Here is a 19,383-nt window from a genome sequence, read left to right as displayed (position 1 = left end):
GCCCGCCGGCCGGGCAGTTCCGCGGCCACCGAAGCCACCGCGGACCGCCCGGCCGCACACCGCAGGCCTTCCGGAAGCTATCCGGCGAGACCGTCGAGCGTCTCCGCCAGCACCCGGGCCGCCCGCTCCACGTCCCCGAAGCCGACGTACAGCGGCGTGAACCCGAACCGCAGGACGTCCGGGTGCCGGAAGTCCCCGACCACCCCCCGCTCGATCAGCCGTTTCATCACGTCCCCTGCGTCGTCGCAGCGCAGCGCCACCTGGCTGCCGCGCTCCCCGTGGGCGAGGGGGGTCAGCGACTCCACCCGCCGCTGGGGGACGTACGCAGACACGCACTCCAGGAAGAAGTCCGTCAGCGCCAGGGACTTGGTCCGCACCGCCTCGATCGAGACCCCGTCCCAGACCTCCAGTGCCGCCTCCAGGGCGAGCATGGAGAGGATGTCCGGCGTGCCGACCCGGCCGCGCAGGGCACCGGGCGCCGGCTCGTACTCGGGCCGCATCCCGAAGGGCTCCGCGTGGGAGTTCCAGCCGGGGAGGGGGGAGTCGAAGCGGTCCTGGAGGTCCTGGCGGACGTACAGGTACGCCGGGGAACCCGGGCCGCCGTTCAGATACTTGTAGGTGCAGCCGACCGCCAGGTCGACGCCGTGCTCGTCCAGCCCGACCGGCAGCGCGCCCGCGCTGTGGCACAGGTCCCAGACGGCCACCGCACCCGCCGCATGCACGGCGGCGGTCAGCGAGGGCAGGTCGTGCAGGCGGCCCGTGCGGTAGTCGACGTGGTTGAGCAGGACGGCCGCCGTACGATCGCTCAGGACCTGCGGGACCTGGGACGGGACGACCGGCCGCAGCGTGCACCCCGTCATCCGGGCCGCCGACTCGGCGATGTACCCGTCGGTCGGGAAGGTGGTCGCGTCGACGACGATCTCGTCCCGCCCTTCCCCCGCCAGCCGTACCGCGCCCACAAGTGCCTTGAAAACATTGACACTTGTCGAGTCGCCGACCACGATCTGCCCGGCCGCCGCCCCGACCAGCGGGGCGATCCGGTCGCCGATCCGCTCGGGCGCCGTCCACCAGCCGCTCTCGTCCCAGGACCGGATGCGCAGCTCGCCCCACTGACGCCGTACGACGTCGTCCACCCGCCCCGGGACCGCCGCCGGCAGGGCGCCGAGGGAGTTTCCGTCCAGGTAAACGACCTCGTCGAGCACGAACTGCTTGCGCAGCCCGGCCAGTTCGTCGGAGGCGTCCAACTCGGCTGCGTGTGCGGTCAGTTCATGCTCAGACATGGGACCTCGCCGTCCACAGCTCGGGGAACACGTTCTTCTGCGCGCGCTTCTCCAGCCAGGCGACGCCCGCCGAGCCTCCCGTACCGGCCTTGGCGCCCATGGCGCGGCGGGTGGCGACCAGGTGGTCGTTGCGCCATCGCCACACCAGCTCGGCGACGTCGGTCAGTGCCTCGCCGAGGCGGGCGAGTTCGGCGTTCTCGTCGCCCGCGTAGATCGCGGTCCAGGCGGCCTCGACGGCCTCCGACGGCTCGTACCGGCGCGTGACGTCGCGGTGCAGCACCGATCCGGGGATCGCGCAGCCGCGCCGCGCCATCAGGCGCAGCACCTCGTCGTAGAGGCTCGGCTCGGCGAGGGCCTTCTCCAGTTCGGCGTGGACGCGGGGCGCGCCGCGGTGCGGGACCAGCATGGACGCGGACTTCTCGCCGAGCAGGAACTCCATCCGGCGGTACATCGCCGACTGGAAGCCAGAGCCCTCGCCCAGCGCGCTCCGGTACGAGTTGAACTGCGCCGGGGTCAGCTGGCCGAGCGGCTTCCAGGAGGCGTTCAGCGCCTCCAGTTCCCGTACGGAACGCTTCAGCGCGGCGACCGCGGTCGGCACGTCGTCGGAGCGCAGGGCGTGCGCCGCGGTCTCCCACTCGTGGACGATCACCGTGAACCACAGCTCCATCACCTGGGTCGTGACCAGGAAGACCATCTCTCCGGGGTCGTCGGAGAGGGTGTGCTGGAGGTGGGTGAGCACGTCCGCCTTGACGTAGTCCTCGTACGGCGTCGTGCCTGCGAAGTCGAGATGCGGGGTCTCGGGCTCCGAAGCCTCGTGGGGCTGAGCCTGGTGGGACATCGCTGTCTCCTGTTGTTGCTCCGGGTAGCGGTCCGCCCCTGCCGTTACCGACACGGGGGCCCCGGTCCCCGCCGGGCATCTTCTTCGATGGTCCGCCCGGAACGCAAGGCCCGCCTGGTCACACCCATGCCGCCGACGCGACCGACGTCATCTGCCGAACCGCCGGGAGCAATGGCACGCAGCCACTGCTGCCCCCGCAGTACGCTCGGGCGCCGCGTGACACAGAATCCTTTGACGAAAGGCACGGCAGATGTCTGAGAAGAGCACCTCGCCCGAGGTGGTCTCCGTCCCGGTGGGCCGGGTGGTCGGCGGACGCGAGGAGGTCCGTGACGACGACTGGGGGAAGGTCGAGTCCGTCATACGCCTGGACGGCGCGCAGTTCGACACGGACGCGCTGGCGGGCCTGGACGCCTTCTCCCACTTGGAGATCGTCTACCACTTCGACCGCGTGCCCGTGGCGAAGATCGAGACCGGCGCCCGCCACCCCCGCGGCAACACCGACTGGCCCCTGGTCGGCATCTTCGCCCAGCGCGGCAAGAACCGCCCCAACCGCATCGGCGTCTCCCGCTGCCGCCTGGTGCGCACCGACGGACTCGACCTGCATGTCCAGGGCCTCGACGCCGTCGACGGCACCCCTGTCCTCGACATCAAGCCCTACATGAGCGAGTTCGGCCCCCAGGGCACCACCACCCAGCCCGACTGGGCCACCGACATCATGCGCCAGTACTACTGAGCAGACAGTAGGGCCCGTCTGCCGGGACAGACGGGCCCGCACGCAGGACGGGCCCTAGCCCAGGGTCTGGGCCGCCGTCGGCGAGGAGTCCTTCAGGAACTGGGTGCAGCGCTCGTACTCCTCCTGCTCACCGATGGATCCGGCGGCGCGGGCGAGGGCGTGCAGGGCGCGCAGGAAGCCGCGGTTCGGCTCGTGCTCCCAGGGCACCGGGCCGTGGCCCTTCCAGCCGCTGCGGCGCAGGGCGTCCAGGCCGCGGTGGTAGCCCGTACGGGCATAGGCGTACGACTCCACGACGCTGCCCCGCTCGAACGCGTCGTCGGCCAGCTGGGCCCAGGCCAGCGAGGACGTGGGGTACTTGGCGGCGACGTCCGCGGGCGCGGTGCCGTTCGCCAGGAGCTCGCGCGGCGCCGGGTCGTCGGGGAGGTGGGTCGGGGGCGGGCCCCCGAGGAGGTTTTCGTGAATCGACATGTGAACCAGTGTCGCCCCTGCTGGGGGCTGCCGCCCCCAGGCCCCCGCTTCGGCCCTTGAGGGGCCTCGTCCTCAAACGCCGGACGGGCTGTCATGCGATCCGTTTCCTTGCCCGGTCCCCTTCCAGCGGCGGCGCCGTCACCGAGCCGTGCGTGAGGCACTCCGGGTGCCGGCAGCCGGGCGGGAGCGGACGTACGGTCGCGAAGGCGATGCCCGAGCCGACGACCAGGGCGCCCGCGCACAGCAGCATCGCCCGGTGGAACGCGTCGTCGAAGGCGCCCGGGGAGAGATAGGCGTCCGGGCCCATCCCGGCGAGCAGCGGCAGTGCGGCCACCGCGATCAGGCCGGCCGCACGGGCTGCCGCGTTGTTGATGCCGCTGGCCAGGCCCGCCCGCGCGGTGTCCACGGAGGCGAGGACGGTGGCGGTCAGCGGTGCCACCAGCGTGACCATACCGCTGCCGAGGACGAGGACGGCGGGCAGGACGTCCAGTACGTACGAGGCCCCCGGGCCGACCCGCAACATCAGCAGCATGCCCGCCGCGCACAGCAGCGGGCCGACGGTGAGCGGGATGCGCGGCCCGATGCGGTCGGCGAGGGCGCCCGAGCGTGCGGAGAACAGCAGCATCAGGACGGTCGTCGGCAGCAGGGCCGTACCGGCGGCCAGCGGCGACCAGCCCACGGCGACCTGCAGCTGGACGGCGGTGAGGAAGAAGAAGCCGCTGAAGGCCGCGTAGACGCAGAGCGTGACCAGGTTGACCGCCGTGAACTGGCGGGACGTGAAGATGTCCAGCGGCATCATCGGGTCCGGGCGCCGCTTCTCCACCTGGACGAAGGCCACGCCGGCCGCCAGCCCGGCCACCGCGGTGACGGCGACCACCAGCGAGCCCTGCCGGGCCTCGATCAGCGCATACGTCACCAGTGCGAGCGACAGTGCGCCGAGGGCCGCACCGAGCACGTCGAAGCGGCCGTGTGTGCCGCCGTCGGCGGACTCGGGGACGTGGCGTACGGCGACGGGGGCGCACAGCAGCGCCAGCGGGACGTTGAGGAGGAAGACCCAGCGCCAGCCGGGGCCGTCCACCAGCCAGCCGCCCAGGAACGGGCCGACCGCCGCCCCGATCCCGCCGAAGCCGGACCACAGGCCCACCGCCCGCCCCCGGTCGTCGGGGTGGAAGGACGCCTGGATCAGGGCGAGGGACCCGGGAGTGAGAAGCGCACCGCCGACCCCCTGCAGGGCGCGCGCGGCGACGAGCACGCCCGCACTCGGCGCGAGACCGCACAGCAGGGAGGCCGACGCGAACCACACCACCCCGATCACGAAGATCTTGCGGCGGCCGTAGCGGTCGCCGAGGGAGCCGCCGAGGAGGATCAGCCCGGCCAGCGTCAGCATGTACGCGTTGACCGTCCACTGGAGGGCGGCGAGGTTGGCGTCCAGGTCGCGGCCGATGCGCGGCAGGGCGACATTGACGACGGTCGAGTCCAGCATGGCCATGCTGGAGCCCAGCACGGTGGTCAGCAGGATCCACTTGCCCTGCGGGGAGGCGATCCGGACATCGGGCATGCCCCCAGGTATACGCCGAGCCCGGCGTCGAGGCACAGACGCCGGGCTCGTGGGTTCCCTGGGGCCGCACGGGCCCGAGGGGTTACTTGATCTTCGTGCCGGCCGAGCGCAGGTTCTGCGTGGCCTCGACGACACGGGCGGCCATGCTCGCCTCGGCCAGCTTGCCCCAGGTGCGCGGGTCGTAGGTCTTCTTGGAGCCGACCTCGCCGTCGACCTTCAGGACGCCGTCGTAGTTGCGGAACATGTGGTCGGCGACGGGACGCGTGAAGGCGTACTGCGTGTCCGTGTCGATGTTCATCTTGACCACGCCGTTCTCCAGCGCGGTGCGGATCTCCTCCTCCGTGGAGCCGGAGCCGCCGTGGAAGACGAAGTCGAACGGGGACTGCTTGCCGAACTTGGCGGCCACGCCGTCGTTCAGCTCCTTCAGCAGGTCGGGGCGGAGCACGACGTTGCCCGGCTTGTACACGCCGTGCACGTTGCCGAAGGACGCGGCCAGCAGGTAGCGGCCCTTCTCGCCCAGGCCGAGCGCCTCGGCCGTACGGATGGCGTCGTCGACCGTGGTGTACAGGGAGTCGTTGATCTCGTGCGAGACGCCGTCCTCCTCGCCGCCGGTCGGGGTGATCTCGACCTCAAGGATGATCTTCGCGGCGCGGGCGCGCTCCAGGAGCTCCTGGGCGATGGACAGGTTGTCGGCGAGGGTCTCCGCGGAGCCGTCCCACATGTGCGACTGGAAGAGCGGGTTGCCGCCCGCCTTCACGCGCTCCTCGGAGACCGCGAGCAGCGGACGTACGTAACCGTCGAGCTTGTCCTTGGGGCAGTGGTCCGTGTGCAGGGCGACCGTGACCGGGTACTTCTCGGCCACGATGTGCGCGAACTCGGCGAGGGCGACCGCGCCGGTCACCATCTCCTTGCTGTACTGACCGCCCAGGAACTCGGCGCCACCCGTCGAGATCTGGATGATGCCGTCGCTCTCCGCCTCCGCGAAACCGCGCAGGGCCGCGTGCAGGGTCTGGGTCGAGGTCACGTTGATCGCCGGGTAGGCGAACTTGCCTGCCTTCGCCCGGTCCAGCATCTCGTTGTAGACCTCGGGAGTTGCGATGGGCATCTGTCCGCTCCTTGGTATGTGCGGGTTGGCGTGCTGCGTACTACGGCCCTGACCTAGACCTTGGGGGCTGACGTCGTCGTCGGGCCCATCTTTCCAGACTTGGCCTGATGCTTTGCCCGCCGTGTCCGGCTTGTGGACAACGCGGTCGGGGTACCCGGGAGTAGCCCGGCGGGCGCGCCGGCCGGGGTCGTCAGTCCAGGCCCAGGTCGTCCTTGGAGTAGGCGAAGAGGTACGGCACTCCCGCGCCCTCCTGGATCTTCTCGGCGGCGCCGGTGGCCCGGTCCACGATGGTCGCGACGGCGACGACCTCGGCGCCCGCCTCACGCACCGCCTCGACGGCGGTCAGCGGGGAGCCGCCGGTGGTGGAGGTGTCCTCGACGACCAGCACCCGGCGGCCCTTGATCTCCGGACCCTCGACCCGGCGCTGCAGCCCGTGCGCCTTGGCCGCCTTCCGGACGACGAAGGCGTCGACGCGCTTCCCGCGGGCGGCGGCCGCGTGCAGGATGGCCGCCGCGACCGGGTCGGCGCCCATGGTCAGACCGCCCACCGCGTCGAAGTCCAGGTCGGCGGTCAGGTCCAGGAGGACCTGACCGACCAGCGGGGCGGCCTCACCGTCAAGGGTGATGCGGCGCAGGTCGACGTAGTAGTCGGCCTCCAGACCCGAGGAGAGGGTCACCTTGCCGTGCACCACGGCCTTGTCCTTGATCTGCTGCAGCAGCTCGCCACGTACGTCCGTCGTCATGCCTGCCAGCTTAAAGGCGGTGCCAAGTCCAGGTGGTCGAGGCCTCCAGCGGCTCCAGCGGCGTGACCAGACGCGGAAGGGTGTTCAGACCGTTGGGCGGGCCGGTCTGGGGTTCCACGCACACCGCCTCCTGCTGCTCGTCGTAGACGACGACCCACTCCTCGCGGCTGGCGACCTTCAGCTCCAGCTGACCGGGCCAGGTGAGGGTGACGTCGACGCCGCCGGGCATGCCGAAGCAGTCGTCCCAGGGGCCGGGGCGGGGGTCGAGACGGTTGCCGGTGGGCAGGTGGTCGTCGCCGCGCTCCTCCTGCCAGGCGGGCGTGAAGTCCACCTGTACGTCCTTGCCGACTTTGCCGTCCTCGCCCACGAGGGTTCGGTTGAACCAGGGGTGCCAGCCGATCTGGGCCGGGAAGGAGGAGTCAATTGTCTCCACGGACATCGTCAGGGTCAGCGCGTCCGGCGTGAGCGCGAACTGCTGCGTGACACGGCCCGCGTAGGGCCAGGGCTCGACCAGGTCGTACGTGAGGACGGCCTCGTCGGCGTTCACGCGCGCGGTGTGCCAGGCGCCGTCGCGGACGGTGCCGTGGATGGCGTGCGGCGGGGCGTTGAGCGGCATCTGTTGGACGGTGGCGCCGTCCCGGAAGCGGCCGTCGCGGATCCGCCCGCACCAGGGGACCATCGGGAAGCACCCGAACCGCTCGCCCTGGCGGAGCAGTTCGATGCCACCGACGCGCAGTCCTCCGACCCGGCCGCCGTTGCCCGGCTGCACGGTCACCTCCGCGTCGCCCGCGGTCAGCGTGATGTCTTCGTTACTCACGGGACGACCCTACTGGGGCGATCAGGACCGCCGTCAGTGGCGCTTGCGCAGCAGCCGTCCGACGACGATCGCCGACGCGACCACGAGGGCCGCCGCCGGGGCCGCCCAGCGCAGGGAGGAGCCGGCCGAGACCGTCTGAGGTGCGGGGACCGGGGCGTAGCGGCCGCGGGGCGGGGCGTGGTCGACCTCCTCCGCGCTGCGGCCGATCATCGTGCGGCGGGCGTGGGCCGCTTCGGCAGGTGGGGTGCCGGACTCGACCACGTCGTCAGTGTCGTCACTGCCGTCCGTGTCGTCCTCGTCCGTGTCCTCGGCGAGCGGGTCCAGGGACGGCGGGGGGACCTCGGTGTCGTAGACCGAGGTGTGCTCCGAGGGCTCCGCGGCGGGGGCGGGCGCGTCGTCGGCGTCCGGGGTCGTCTCGAAGTCGCTGGTCGCCTTGGGCTCGAACTCCTGGGTGACGAGGGGCTCGGGCTCCTCGGCTTCTTCCGTCGCCGCGGGCTGCTCCTGAGTCCCCTCGGCCTCCGCGCCCGCGGCCAGGTTCTCCGCGAAACGGTTCAGCAGGCGGGTCGCGGCCGACGCGACCTGGTCGGCCGGCAGTTCGGTGAGACGGCCGTCGGCGGAGGCCGTGCCCTCGAAGGTCAGCCGACAGCCGCCGTCGGCGTCCTCGACGCGGAGGGTGAGGGCGAGCTTGACCGAGCCGGTGCCGCGGGTCTCGGTGGCATCGCCCTCGGCGGCATACGAACCGTCGTCCTGCGAGGTGACGCGGACGGTGCCGCGGTAGGTGACGGAGTGGCTGCCGACGCGCATTTTCAGCCGTCCGGTGACGGGCTCGGCGCCCGCGTCCTGCTGGAGCCCGGGAACCGCCCGGGCCACCTGCGCGGGGTCGGCGAGGGTTTCTTTCAGCCGTGCGGCCGGAACCGGAACGAACACCTCATGCTCCATGTCGGCCGAGCCTACCTAGATGGCCGGGTCATGCACCCCTGTTGGTCGAAAGTGACCGCGCGTCGGTGTCGGGCCTGCTGGGGGCCGCCGCCTCCGGGCCCCCGCTGTCGATCGGCGCTGAGCCGTCCCCGGGCGTCACCTCCGGGACGGGCCGCCGTCCGCGGGGCCTGTTCTGGCCGGCTTCAGTAGCGGGGGTGCACCAGCGTCGACGCCGGCAGGCCCGGGACGCGGGTCGCCGCAGCGGCCCTGCCGTCCGCCGTCAGGGACCGCTGGGTGAGAGTGCGCGGGTGCGGCTCGTGCGGGTCCAGACGGAGGCGGGGGCGGGTGTCCACGCAGGCCAGGACGAACCCCCAGTCGCGGGCCGCGCGGGATGCGTCGGCCGTGCGGTCGGGGCCCGCGGCGAATCCGGGGTCGCGGCCGCCCACCCGGTAGGGGGCGGTGTGCAGGCCGGCGGCGCGCAGGGTCGCGACGACCGTCCAGAACACGCGCGAGCGGGTGGTGAACGGACCGGTGTGCACCACCAGGCGGCCACCGGGCGCGAGGACGCGCCGGGCCAGGCCGTAGAACTCCTGCGAGTACAGCTTCGTACTGGCCGTGATGCCCGGGTCGGGGAGATCCGAGATCACCACGTCGTACGTCGAGGTGGGCGCCGTGCGCAGCCAGTGGAAGGCGTCGGCGGTCACCACGCGCACGCGTGGGTCGTCGTAGGCGTGGCGGTTCAGTTTCGAAAGGCCCGGGTCGCGGCGGGCCAACCGCACGACCCCCGCGTCGAGTTCGACGACGTCCACGCGGTGCACGCCCGTGTGGCGCAGCACTTCGCGGGCGGCCAGGCCGTCGCCGCCGCCGAGGATCAGTACGCGCGCGTGCGGGCCGTTCATCGCGGGGTGCACCAGGGCTTCGTGGTAGCGGAGTTCGTCGCTGCCGACCCGGAGGCGGCCGTCGAGGAAGAGGTCGAGGGGGCGGCCGCCGGTGCCGCCGGTGAGGACGACCTCCTGGGTGCCGGTCCGCAACGCCACGCGTACGTCGTGGCCGTACACCGCGTGCCGGGCCGCCTGCTCGAAGTCGTCGACCAGGACGGCCGCCGCCGCGAGGACGCCGAGCACGGCGAGGTTGGCGATCAGCAGCAGCCAGCGGGCGCGGCGGGTGAGGTCGCGGCGGAACAGGCCGAGGACGAGGGTGCCGCCCGCCACCGCGTTGACCGCGCCCGTGATCAGCGCACCGGTCAACTGACCCAGCAGGGGCAGGAGCAGGAACGGGAAGGCGAGACCGCCGACGAGTGCGCCGACGTAGTCCGCGGCGAACAGGTCGGCGACCGCGCCGCCCGCGTCCTGCCGCCTGATGCGCTGGATCAGCTCCATCAGCAAGGGGACTTCGGCGCCGATCAGCAGACCGATGGTGAGGGAGAAGGCGACCAGCAGCCAGCGCGGCCCGCTCGCCCACAGCCCGCCCCAGTCGCCGGTCCACGCGAACACCGCGTACAGGGCCATCGCGCTGCAGCCGCCGACGAGCGCGAGCGTCGCCTCGATCGCGCCGAAGGCGGCCGCGGCACGCCAGCGCAGGCGCTTCGCGGCGAGCGAGCCGATGCCCATGGCGAACACCATGACCGACAGGACGACCGAGGCCTGGGTGACCGAGTCGCCGATCAAGTACGAGGCCAGGGCGACGAGTTCGAGCTCGTACACGAGTCCGCAGGCCGCGCAGACGAAGACGCATGCGAGCACCAGGAACCGTCCGGTGCTCGGCTGGACGGGCAGCCGCGCCGGGCCCGCCCAGGGGGGCGGGGAGCCGGGGGGTGCCGGCGCGTGCGGTTCGATCACGACTGCGACGTTACGTCACTGCAACTTCACGCTTCGTCACCCACACGTGTGGAACTGCCGGACAGTTCCGCACCGCGTGTTTGAGGCCGCGTGTTCGGGTCAGGCGCCCAGCGGACTGACCTGCGGGGCGGGAACCCGGACTCCCACCCGCGTCCGCGTCGCCACCAACTGCCCGTCCTGCGGGTACGCGTGCCAGGTCCGCCAGTGGACCTGGCCCTCGTACCACTGGGCCAGCAGCGCGGTGAACGCGTGCGGACTGCCGGGGAAGACCCCCGCAAGGCCGTGCGGATGGTCGGAGACCAGCGCGAGCAACTCCTGCGCGCGCCCCGCGAACGACCCCGGTGACAGGAACTCCACCCGGGCCGCGAACTCGTACTCCCAGTCGCCCATCCGCTTGGCGACGCCCAGCGGCAGCGGTGTGCTGCTGCCCGGCATGCACGCCACCGTCTCCGAACAAGTGCCCCGCTCTTCCTCCAGGAGCACCTGGTGGGACGCGCCCAGGAGTCTCAACTGGAGCTTGGCCCCCGCCAGTTCGAGGTCGAGCGTGGCCAGGGCCGGAAGCGGCTCACGCCCAAGGGCCCAGGCGAGGTCGGCCGCGCGCGTGTCGGTGTATGAGGTGTTCAGGGTCGTGAGCATGGGTCGGCTCTCCGCTGGCACACAAAGAAAGGTAAGGAGGAAGGCGTGGGGGGTCCGGCACACCGGGCGACGCCGGGGGATCGGCCCAGTCGGGAGGTCAGGAAGGTCTCAGCAGGACGTCCTAGGACCGCACCGGTGTTTTAGAGGGAATCATGAACGGTGGCGCCGTCACAGCGTTTTTACCCAACTTCGTGGGGTTTCCATCCCTCAGAGGGCTCCACTGCTCAACTGTTCAACCACGGCGTACGCCACGGCGGCCATGGCGCACGCCGGAGCACACGAGCACCCGCCGGGGCGTGGGCTCCGGCGGGTGCTCGAGGGGTGTGACGGGGGGATATGCGGTTCCCCCTGGACGAGCTCGGCTGCCCCGTGTCAGCTGCCTCCCCCGCATCCACCGCCGCCACCGCAGGACGAACCGCCCCCGCAGGACGACCCGCCACCACAGGAGGAGTGACCGCCCCCGCAGGAGTGGTGCCCCCCGGAGTGATGACCTCCGGAGTGGTGCCCACCCGACGACCCGCCGTCGCCGGCCCACCAGCTGCTGCTCCCGCTGCTGTCACCGCTGTACGACCCGCTCCGGCTCCCCCCGCCGAACGACTTCGCCCCGCCCTTGCCCGCAGCCTTGGCGACGATCGCCACGAACGCGATCCCGACCGCCACCACGATGAAGCCGATGACCATGGCGCCACCGTCCTTTCGCTATCCCCCGAAGCAGCCCCCCGTGGGTGCCTCGCTTCTTGCGTGAACGGGGGATGCCCGGCGGTCTTGGTGGTCAAAGCAGAGTTGAGGAACTTCAGAGCATGCGTGTACGAGCCCCTTCCGGGGGCACCAGCACACCAGAGCCCAGTCCCCGCCCTGAATAAGTGGTGAGCCAGCCATGGCCTTCTTTGCGGTCTCCAGGTCGCAGCCCCTGAAGTTTCTGTCCGCCACCGAGCTGGCCATGGAGAAGGAGCGGCTCGAAGCGGAGTGCGCCCAGCTGGAGCAGGCGGTCAGTTCGCATGCCGTGGTCGACCAGGCCATCGGTGCCGTCGTCGTCATCGGGCGGATGGCGCCGGAGGAGGCCTGGCGGGTCCTGCGCGACGTGTCGCAGCGCACCAACACGAAGCTGCGGGTCGTCGCCGAACATGTCATGGCGTTCACCCAGGGTGCCGGGATGCCGGACGCCGAGCGGGTCGAACTGCGGCGGGCGATCGCCCGGTACCAGTCGTGGAAGCGGTGAGTTGAGGAACCCCGCGGCCTGGGCGCAGGATGACCGGCATGACCTCCAGCACCCGCCCCCTCCTCAACCGCCGCCTCGCCGAGTTCGGGACGACGATCTTCGCCGAGATGTCGGCCCTGGCCGTGCAGACCGGCGCGATCAACCTGGGCCAGGGCTTCCCCGACACGGACGGCCCCGAGGAGGTCCGCGAGGCCGCCGTGCGGGCGTTGCGCGACGGGCGCGGCAACCAGTACCCGCCCGGCCCCGGCGTCCCCGAGCTGCGCACCGCGATCGCCGCGCACCAGGAGCGCCGCTACGGGCTGTCGTACGACCCCGACACCGAGGTCCTGGTCACCGCCGGCGCCACCGAGGCCATCGCCGCCGCCCTCCTCGCCCTGCTGGAGCCCGGCGACGAGGTGATCGCCCTGGAGCCGTACTACGACTCGTACGCGGCCTGTATCGCCATGGCGGGCGGGACGCGCGTGCCGGTCACCCTGCGCCCCCACGAGAGCAGCTTCCGCCTCGACCTCGACGAGCTGCGTGCCGCCGTCACCGACCGCACCCGCCTGCTGCTCGTCAACACCCCGCACAACCCCACCGGCACGGTCCTCACCCGTGAGGAGCTCACCGCGATCGCCGAGCTGGCGGTGGAGCGCGATCTGCTGGTCGTCACGGACGAGGTCTACGAGCACCTGGTCTTCGACGAGGCCGAGCACCTGCCGCTCGCGACCTTCCCGGGCATGCGGGAGCGCACGGTCACCATCGGCTCGGCCGGCAAGACCTTCTCCTTCACCGGCTGGAAGGTGGGCTGGGTGACGGCGGCCCCGGGACTGGTCTCGGCGGTCCGCTCCGCGAAGCAGTTCCTGACGTACGTCTCCTCCGGCCCCTTCCAGTACGCCGTCGCCGAGGCGCTGGCGCTTCCCGACAGCTACTTCGCCGCCTTCCGTGAGGACATGCTCGCCAAGCGGGACCTGCTGGCGGCGGGCCTCGCGGACGCGGGCTTCAAGGTCTTCCAGCCCGCCGGCACCTACTTCATCACCACCGACATCCGCTCCCTCGGAGAGACCGACGGCTTCGCCTTCTGCCGTGCCCTGCCGGAGCGCGCCGGGGTCGTCGCCATCCCGAACGCCGTGTTCTACGACCACCGGGAGGCGGGCGCCCCGTTCGTACGGTTCGCGTTCTGCAAGCAGACGGAGGTGCTGGAGGAGGCGGCGAAGCGGCTCAAGGCGCTGGCGGGCTGATCCGGGACCTGTCACGCCGCCACGCCGAGCACCGCGAGACCGTACCCGGCCGGACGCCCAGCGCTCGCGGATGCCCCGTTCACCCTGCAATGTGCCGGTGTGACCCACGCCAGCACCCTCACTCGTTCCGCCGTCGCGGAGCCTGCCGCCCGGGGCCGTGTCCATGCGACCCGGATGGCAGCCATGGCGACCGCGCTCGGCCTGTTCCTCGCCGTACGGCTGCTCGGTGTCGCCACGCTCGCCCTGGTGGCCCGGGCGACGACCGGGCGGGACGCGCTCGGGCTGCTCGGGCGGTCCTGGGACTCCGTGTGGTACCTGGGGATCGCCGCCCACGGGTACGGCCGCATCCAGCACCCCCGTACGGGTGTCATGTTCAGCGACATGGCGTTCTTCCCGCTCTACCCGGCCCTCGTGCGGGCCGTGCGAGCCGTGAGCCCGCTGGGCGGAGGCGCGTCCGGACTGGTGGTGTCCTGGGCCGCGGCCGCCGTCGCCGCCTGCGGGATCTACGCGGTCGGTGCCCGGCTGCACGGGCGGGCCGTCGCGCTCGCGCTGGTGCTGCTGTGGGCGCTGCTGCCGCACTCCGTCGTGCTGTCCATGGCGTACACCGAGCCGGTGCTGACCGCGTTCGCCGCCTGGTCGCTCTACGCGGTGCTCGCCGGTCGCTGGCTGTGGGCGGGCTCGCTGGCGGCCCTTGCGGGACTGGCCCGGCCCAACGGGTTCGCGGTCGCCGCGGCGGTGCTCGCGGCTGCCGCCTGCGAGGTGTGGCGGCAGCGCGGGAAAGTTTCCCACAGGCTGTGGACGGGCGCCGCGATCGCACCGGCCGGGTGGACCGCGTACATCCTGTGGGTCGGGCACCACGAGGGCAATCTGCTCGGCGGGTACTTCGCCGTGCAGCGGCGATGGGGGTCCCGGTTCGACTTCGGGCGGGGCTCGCTCCAGTTCGTACGGCACCTGCTGCTGCACGGGGAGCGGTTCGTCTTCCCGATGACGATGGTGATCGTGGCGGCGGGCGTCGTGCTGTACGCCCTCCTGCTCGTCGACCGCGCCCCGCTCCCGCTCCTCGTCCACAGCGGCGTACTGCTGCTGATCGCCCTCGGCGGCTCCGGCTTCTTCGAGTCGAAGCCCCGCTTCCTGCTCCCCGCCTTCCCGCTCCTGCTGCCCCTGGCCCGCGCCCTGGTCCGCACGGCGAGAGCCCGGCCGTGGCACGCGACCGTGGTGGTCGGCGCCCTGGCCGGGCTCTCGTTCGTATACGGGGCGTATCTGGTCGTGATCGCCCAGATGCCCCTCTAGAGCTGCAGAGCTGTGGAAGCGGGCGGGAGGACTACTCCTCGTCGTCCTCGGGCTTCTCGTCCGCCTCGTTGATCTCCTCTTCGAGGCCGAGCTGCTCGATGAGCCACTTGTCGAACTCGATGGCGGCTCGCACCCAGCTGACCGTGGAGGACACGAAGTGCTCCAGGCTGACGCCGGTGCCGATCAGCATCTGCGCCTCGCCGATCAGACGGACGGTGCCGTCGTCGTGGGTGTGGCTGTAGACCTTGGGCCACAAGGTCCGACGGTTCCAGTCGTCGATCGACTCGAGCAGCTGCGGCTTCTCGTCGATCTGGTGGGGCCGGTCGTAGAACGTCCGCACCGAGAAGACCTGCTGGTCGTCCTCACCGCGGAACATGAAGTACGTACGGAACTGCTCCCACGGCGCCGCGAGGTCACCCTCGTCGTCGACGACGTACTTGAGCTCCATCTGGTCGAGGAGCTGCTTCACGAGGTCCTGATCCGGGACGACGGGGCCCGCCGGTCCTTGGGGCTGCGGCTCGGGCTGGCCCCCGAAGTTCGGAATCGAGGACGGGTCGATGCTCACCGTGTTTTTCCCTTCGTACGGATTCAGTCATCCTCCCTCACCTGGGGAGGGGGATGGCAACCCCGGCCGGTACTGTCAGCCCTCAGCTGACAGGATCCGGCCGCTGACCGACGGCCGGCGCGCGAAGGGGTGGGGGCCATGGCAGTGACACACGGCGAGGAGACGGCGGGACGGACCAGGTGGGGGGTGGTGGCCGCCATTCTGGCGCTGCCCGCGCTCCTCGTGGCCGGCTTCGTCTCGCTGTTCGTGCTCTGGGTGCTGACCAGCAACTGAACCAGCAGCTGAACCAGCAGCTGACGGGCCGGCCCGGGGAGCCCCCGCCGGAAGCTCCCCGGGCCCGGCTCAGAGCGTCTTACCGGTCGCCGGTCCCACGATCAGCCCGTCGCCGAAGGAGTCCACCCGGACCGTGTCGCCGTCCTTGACCTCGCCGGAGAGGATCTCCTTGGCGAGGCGGTCGCCGATGGCGGTCTGGACCAGGCGGCGGAGGGGGCGGGCGCCGTACGCCGGGTCCAGGCCCTCCGTGGCGAGCCAGTCCAGCGCCTCGTCGGTGATCTCCAGGGTGAGGCGCCGCTCCGCCAGGCGCTTGGCCAGACGGTCGATCTGGAGCTTGGCGATGCGCTCCAGCTCGGGCTTGGTCAGCGCCGAGAAGACCACCAGGTCGTCGAGGCGGTTGAGGAACTCCGGCTTGAAGGACGTCCGGACCACCTCCAGGACCTGCTCCTTCTTCTCCGCCTCGCTGGTCAACGGGTCGACCAGGAACTGGCTGCCGAGGTTGGAGGTCAGCACCAGGATGGTGTTGCGGAAGTCGACCGTACGACCCTGACCGTCCGTCAGACGGCCGTCGTCGAGCACCTGCAGCAGCACGTCGAAGACCTCGGGGTGGGCCTTCTCGACCTCGTCCAGCAGGACCACTGAGTACGGGCGCCTGCGCACCGCCTCCGTCAGCTGGCCGCCCTCCTCGTAGCCGACGTAGCCGGGCGGGGCACCGACCAGGCGGGCCACGCTGTGCTTCTCGCCGTACTCCGACATGTCGATGCGGACCATGGCCCGCTCGTCGTCGAAGAGGAAGTCCGCGAGCGCCTTGGCGAGTTCGGTCTTGCCCACGCCCGTCGGGCCCAGGAAGAGGAAGGAGCCGGTCGGGCGGTCCGGGTCGGCGATGCCCGCGCGGGTGCGGCGGACGGCGTCCGACACCGCCTGCACGGCCTCCTGCTGGCCGATCAGACGCTTGCCCAGCTCCTCCTCCATACGCAGGAGCTTCTGTGTCTCGCCCTCCAGGAGACGGCCGGCGGGGATGCCGGTCCAGGCGGCTACGACGTCCGCGATGTCGTCGGAGCCGACCTCGTCCTTGACCATGGTGTCCTTGGCGGCCTCCTCCTCGGCCTCCGAGGCGGCCTCCAAGTCCCTTTCCAGGGCGGGGATCTCGCCGTAGAGGAGCTTGGAGGCGGTGTCGAAGTCGCCGTCGCGCTGGGCCCGTTCGGCCTGTCCGCGGAGCTCGTCGAGCTTCTCCTTCAGTTCACCGACGCGGTTGAGGGACTGCTTCTCCTTCTCCCAGCGGGCGGTCAGGCCGCGCAGCTCCTCCTCCTTGTCGGCGAGGTCGCGGCGCAGCCGCTCCAGGCGCTCGCGGGAGGCCGGGTCGGTCTCCTTCTCCAGCGCCAGCTCCTCCATCTTCAACCGGTCGACGGCGCGCTGGAGTTCGTCGATCTCGACGGGGGACGAGTCGATCTCCATGCGCAGGCGGGAGGCCGCCTCGTCGACGAGGTCGATGGCCTTGTCGGGCAGGAAACGGGAGGTGATGTAGCGGTCGGAGAGCGTCGCGGAGGCGACGAGTGCGCTGTCGGCGATCTGGACCTTGTGATGGGCCTCGTAGCGGCCCTTGAGTCCGCGCAGGATCGCGATGGTGTCCTCGACCGTGGGCTCGGCGACCAGCACCTGCTGGAAGCGGCGCTCCAGGGCGGGGTCCTTCTCGATGCGCTCGCGGTACTCGTCGAGGGTCGTGGCGCCGACCATGCGCAGCTCGCCGCGCGCGAGCATCGGCTTCAGCATGTTGCCGGCGTCCATGGCGGAGTCGCCGCCGGCGCCCGCGCCCACGACGGTGTGCAGTTCGTCGATGAAGGTGATGATCTGGCCGTCGGAGTTCTTGATCTCCGCGAGGACGGTCTTGAGCCGCTCCTCGAACTCGCCGCGGTACTTCGCGCCCGCGACCATCGCGCCGAGGTCGAGCGCGACCAGCCGCTTGTCCTTGAGGGACTCCGGTACGTCACCCTTGACGATCCGCTGGGCGAGTCCCTCGACGACGGCGGTCTTGCCGACGCCTGGCTCGCCGATGAGGACCGGGTTGTTCTTCGTACGGCGCGACAGCACCTGCACGACACGGCGGATCTCCTGGTCGCGGCCGATGACCGGGTCGAGCCGGCCCTCGCGTGCCGCGGCCGTGAAGTCCGTGCCGAACTTCTCCAGGGCCTTGTACTGGCCCTCCGGGTCGGCTGTGGTCACCCGGCGTCCTCCCCTCGCCTGCTGGAAGGCCTCCTGCAGCTTCTTCGCACCGGCCCCCTGCCCGGACAGTACGTCACCGGCGGCGCCGCCCTTCGCGGCGATGCCGATGAGCAGGTGCTCGGTGGAGAGGTACTCGTCGCCGAGGTCCTTGGCGCGCTCGGCGGCGTCCGCGATCACGGCGAGCAGCTCGCGGTTGGCCTGCGGGGGCGCGACGGTCGAGCCGGTCACGCTCGGCAGCCCGGCGAGGATCTTCTCCGCGCCGGCGCGTACGGCCGCCTGGTCGGCGTCGACGGCGGCCAGCAGGTCGGTGATGTTCTCGTTGTCCTGGCCCTGGAGCAGGGCCAGCAGCAGGTGCGCCGGGGTGAGGTCGGCGTGCCCGTCGGTCAGGGCCCGCTGCTCGGCCGCCCTGAGGGCGTCCCGGCTCCGGTTGGTCAGCTCGGCGTCCACTGTCGCGTTCTCCTCCTGATGTCAGCCGTCCGCCACAAGTCCAGTACTGACTCAGTCAGCGTACACAAAGTTGAGTCTATTCCGCTCAAGGGGGCCCCGGGGAGAACCTTGCGACTAAGTTCCGGAGCCATGGCGACCTATTCGCAGGACCCCGGCGCCCCCGACGCCGCGTACCTCGACTTCTGGCGGGAACGGCACCTGTGCACGCTGACCACCCCGCGCCCGGACGGCAGCCCGCACGTGGTGCCCGTCGGGGTCACATACGATCCCGGCGCCGGCCTTGCTCGGGTGATCACGAACAGGACGAGCACCAAGGTGCTGAACGTGCTGGCCGCCGGCGACGGGGGTGCCCGGGTCGCGGTGTGCCAGGTGGACGGCCGGCGCTGGGCGACGCTGGAGGGCCTGGCGGTCGTACGGACCGAGCCGGAGCGGGTCGCGGAGGCGGTGCGGCGGTACGCCGAGCGCTACCGGCGCACGCCCGGGCCGAACCCGTCACGCGTGGTGATCGAGATCGAGCTGACACGGGCGATGGGCCTCGTATGACGGCTGTGACGGCCGTGACGGCAGGGACTGTTTTCGGCCAGTAGTCATCGGCGGTCGAATATGCCGATACCCGGAAATGTCCCGCAAAACTGCAGCGGCGTCACCGTGTTCAGGTCACGGTGACGCCGCTGCGGGGGGAAGCACCTGAGCGAACTGTTACGACGGGGGATTCGCGTCAGGCACTGCGGGGGGTGGCTGAGATGGTCCGAACATCGGGGGTTTCCGGTTCCACCAGCCGGTGGTCTCGTTGGTCGAGGTTCACAAAGATCATTCCGTACCGGACGGCACATCGCACAGGCTGCGGCGCCCCCCGAGGCCGCCGCAGACACCGGTACGCCCGTACGTCCTCGTCCTCGTCGCGCGTGACGACGACCGGCTCACCGAAGACGGTCACCATCAGCGAGTCACCGGAGTGGGGGATCGCGGTGACAAGGTCGATGAAGTGCCAGCCGGAGCGGTAGGCCGTGGCCATTTCGCGGCGGAAGGAGCGGTCGTCGGGTGGGGTGCTCACGATCAGCTCCACACACTGTCGTCCGGGTGGGCAGGAGCGCCACCCGTAGCCGCGGTGGCGGGTGTGAGCGACCAGACACTGTCCGCCCGAATGTCACCCTTCGCGCCAGAGAGGCCACTCAGCGTTCCGAAGGCCACAACGGCGGAGAAGGCGGCGACAAGC

General features: G+C 71.3%; 19 protein-coding genes. 6 read left to right on the top strand and 13 right to left on the bottom strand.

The features are described from left to right. Positions 1 to 77 precede the first annotated feature (77 nt). Positions 78 to 1,280, bottom strand: a complete 1,203-nt coding sequence (kynU, locus tag ACWDAG_RS31615; RefSeq protein ID WP_450698954.1) for a kynureninase — start codon at positions 1,278 to 1,280, stop codon at positions 78 to 80. Beyond that, positions 1,273 to 2,118: a tryptophan 2,3-dioxygenase family protein gene (locus ACWDAG_RS31610; RefSeq protein WP_450698953.1), complete on the bottom strand. Its 846-nt coding sequence runs from the start codon at positions 2,116 to 2,118 to the stop codon at positions 1,273 to 1,275. The genes kynU and ACWDAG_RS31610 overlap by 8 nt, the downstream gene beginning before the upstream one ends. Before the next feature lie 250 nt (positions 2,119 to 2,368). On the opposite strand from ACWDAG_RS31610, the gene ACWDAG_RS31605 reads away from it, so the two are divergent. Further along, a complete protein-coding gene (locus ACWDAG_RS31605; RefSeq protein WP_450698952.1) occupies positions 2,369 to 2,851 on the top strand; it encodes an SAM-dependent methyltransferase in 483 nt (160 codons plus the stop codon). 54 nt (positions 2,852 to 2,905) lie between these two features. Here the strand turns inward: ACWDAG_RS31605 and ACWDAG_RS31600 are convergent, their stop codons facing one another. The 8 genes from ACWDAG_RS31600 to ACWDAG_RS31565 form a co-directional block, all read right to left on the bottom strand. Then, positions 2,906 to 3,319: a DUF3151 domain-containing protein gene (locus ACWDAG_RS31600; RefSeq protein WP_030942162.1), complete on the bottom strand. Its 414-nt coding sequence runs from the start codon at positions 3,317 to 3,319 to the stop codon at positions 2,906 to 2,908. Positions 3,320 to 3,410: 91 nt separating this feature from the next. Beyond that, positions 3,411 to 4,877, bottom strand: coding sequence for an MFS transporter (locus ACWDAG_RS31595; RefSeq protein ID WP_450698951.1), 1,467 nt, complete (start codon positions 4,875 to 4,877; stop codon positions 3,411 to 3,413). Positions 4,878 to 4,959: 82 nt separating this feature from the next. Beyond that, positions 4,960 to 5,982 (bottom strand): class II fructose-bisphosphate aldolase, encoded by a 1,023-nt coding sequence (fbaA, locus tag ACWDAG_RS31590; RefSeq protein ID WP_450698950.1) that lies wholly within the window; start codon positions 5,980 to 5,982, stop codon positions 4,960 to 4,962. Between the two features lie 190 nt (positions 5,983 to 6,172). Then, a complete protein-coding gene (pyrE, locus tag ACWDAG_RS31585; RefSeq protein WP_450698949.1) occupies positions 6,173 to 6,724 on the bottom strand; it encodes an orotate phosphoribosyltransferase in 552 nt (183 codons plus the stop codon). Positions 6,725 to 6,734: 10 nt separating this feature from the next. Then, on the bottom strand, positions 6,735 to 7,541 hold the full coding sequence (locus ACWDAG_RS31580) for an aldose epimerase family protein (protein WP_450698948.1): 807 nt from the start codon (positions 7,539 to 7,541) through the stop codon (positions 6,735 to 6,737). Positions 7,542 to 7,574: 33 nt separating this feature from the next. Next, positions 7,575 to 8,480, bottom strand: a complete 906-nt coding sequence (locus ACWDAG_RS31575) for an SRPBCC family protein (RefSeq protein ID WP_450698947.1) — start codon at positions 8,478 to 8,480, stop codon at positions 7,575 to 7,577. 182 nt (positions 8,481 to 8,662) lie between these two features. After that, positions 8,663 to 10,297, bottom strand: coding sequence for a polyamine aminopropyltransferase (locus ACWDAG_RS31570; protein ID WP_450698946.1), 1,635 nt, complete (start codon positions 10,295 to 10,297; stop codon positions 8,663 to 8,665). A 99-nt stretch (positions 10,298 to 10,396) separates the two neighbouring features. Continuing rightward, positions 10,397 to 10,933 (bottom strand): DUF2617 family protein, encoded by a 537-nt coding sequence (locus ACWDAG_RS31565; RefSeq protein WP_450698945.1) that lies wholly within the window; start codon positions 10,931 to 10,933, stop codon positions 10,397 to 10,399. Positions 10,934 to 11,810: 877 nt separating this feature from the next. On the opposite strand from ACWDAG_RS31565, the gene ACWDAG_RS31560 reads away from it, so the two are divergent. The 3 genes from ACWDAG_RS31560 to ACWDAG_RS31550 all read left to right on the top strand — a co-directional run bounded on the left by ACWDAG_RS31560 (position 11,811) and on the right by ACWDAG_RS31550 (position 14,662). Next, positions 11,811 to 12,152: an ANTAR domain-containing protein gene (locus tag ACWDAG_RS31560; RefSeq protein ID WP_450698944.1), complete on the top strand. Its 342-nt coding sequence runs from the start codon at positions 11,811 to 11,813 to the stop codon at positions 12,150 to 12,152. Between the two features lie 29 nt (positions 12,153 to 12,181). Continuing rightward, the gene (locus ACWDAG_RS31555; RefSeq protein WP_450698943.1) at positions 12,182 to 13,372 is read left to right on the top strand and encodes a pyridoxal phosphate-dependent aminotransferase; all 1,191 of its coding nucleotides are present in this window, start codon (positions 12,182 to 12,184) and stop codon (positions 13,370 to 13,372) included. Positions 13,373 to 13,471: 99 nt separating this feature from the next. Then, a complete protein-coding gene (locus ACWDAG_RS31550; RefSeq protein WP_450698942.1) occupies positions 13,472 to 14,662 on the top strand; it encodes a hypothetical protein in 1,191 nt (396 codons plus the stop codon). A gap of 31 nt (positions 14,663 to 14,693) precedes the next feature. Here the strand turns inward: ACWDAG_RS31550 and ACWDAG_RS31545 are convergent, their stop codons facing one another. Then, positions 14,694 to 15,227: a YbjN domain-containing protein gene (locus ACWDAG_RS31545; RefSeq protein ID WP_450698941.1), complete on the bottom strand. Its 534-nt coding sequence runs from the start codon at positions 15,225 to 15,227 to the stop codon at positions 14,694 to 14,696. A 138-nt stretch (positions 15,228 to 15,365) separates the two neighbouring features. On the opposite strand from ACWDAG_RS31545, the gene ACWDAG_RS31540 reads away from it, so the two are divergent. Next, positions 15,366 to 15,500 carry a hypothetical protein gene (locus tag ACWDAG_RS31540; protein ID WP_450698940.1) on the top strand — a complete coding sequence of 45 codons (135 nt, stop codon included), beginning with the start codon at positions 15,366 to 15,368 and terminating at the stop codon, positions 15,498 to 15,500. A gap of 69 nt (positions 15,501 to 15,569) precedes the next feature. Here the strand turns inward: ACWDAG_RS31540 and clpB are convergent, their stop codons facing one another. Then, positions 15,570 to 18,167, bottom strand: coding sequence for an ATP-dependent chaperone ClpB (gene clpB / locus ACWDAG_RS31535; protein WP_450698939.1), 2,598 nt, complete (start codon positions 18,165 to 18,167; stop codon positions 15,570 to 15,572). A 129-nt stretch (positions 18,168 to 18,296) separates the two neighbouring features. Here clpB and ACWDAG_RS31530 point away from each other — a divergent pair, with 129 nt between their 5' ends. Continuing rightward, the gene (locus tag ACWDAG_RS31530; RefSeq protein ID WP_450698938.1) at positions 18,297 to 18,710 is read left to right on the top strand and encodes a pyridoxamine 5'-phosphate oxidase family protein; all 414 of its coding nucleotides are present in this window, start codon (positions 18,297 to 18,299) and stop codon (positions 18,708 to 18,710) included. A gap of 175 nt (positions 18,711 to 18,885) precedes the next feature. On the opposite strand, the gene ACWDAG_RS31525 is transcribed toward ACWDAG_RS31530, so the two are convergent. Further along, a complete protein-coding gene (locus ACWDAG_RS31525; protein WP_450699035.1) occupies positions 18,886 to 19,182 on the bottom strand; it encodes a (2Fe-2S)-binding protein in 297 nt (98 codons plus the stop codon). Positions 19,183 to 19,383 lie beyond the last annotated feature (201 nt).

The organism is Streptomyces sp. NPDC001157 (assembly GCF_053598255.1).
This window is presented reverse-complemented; position numbering and strand designations above follow the sequence as displayed.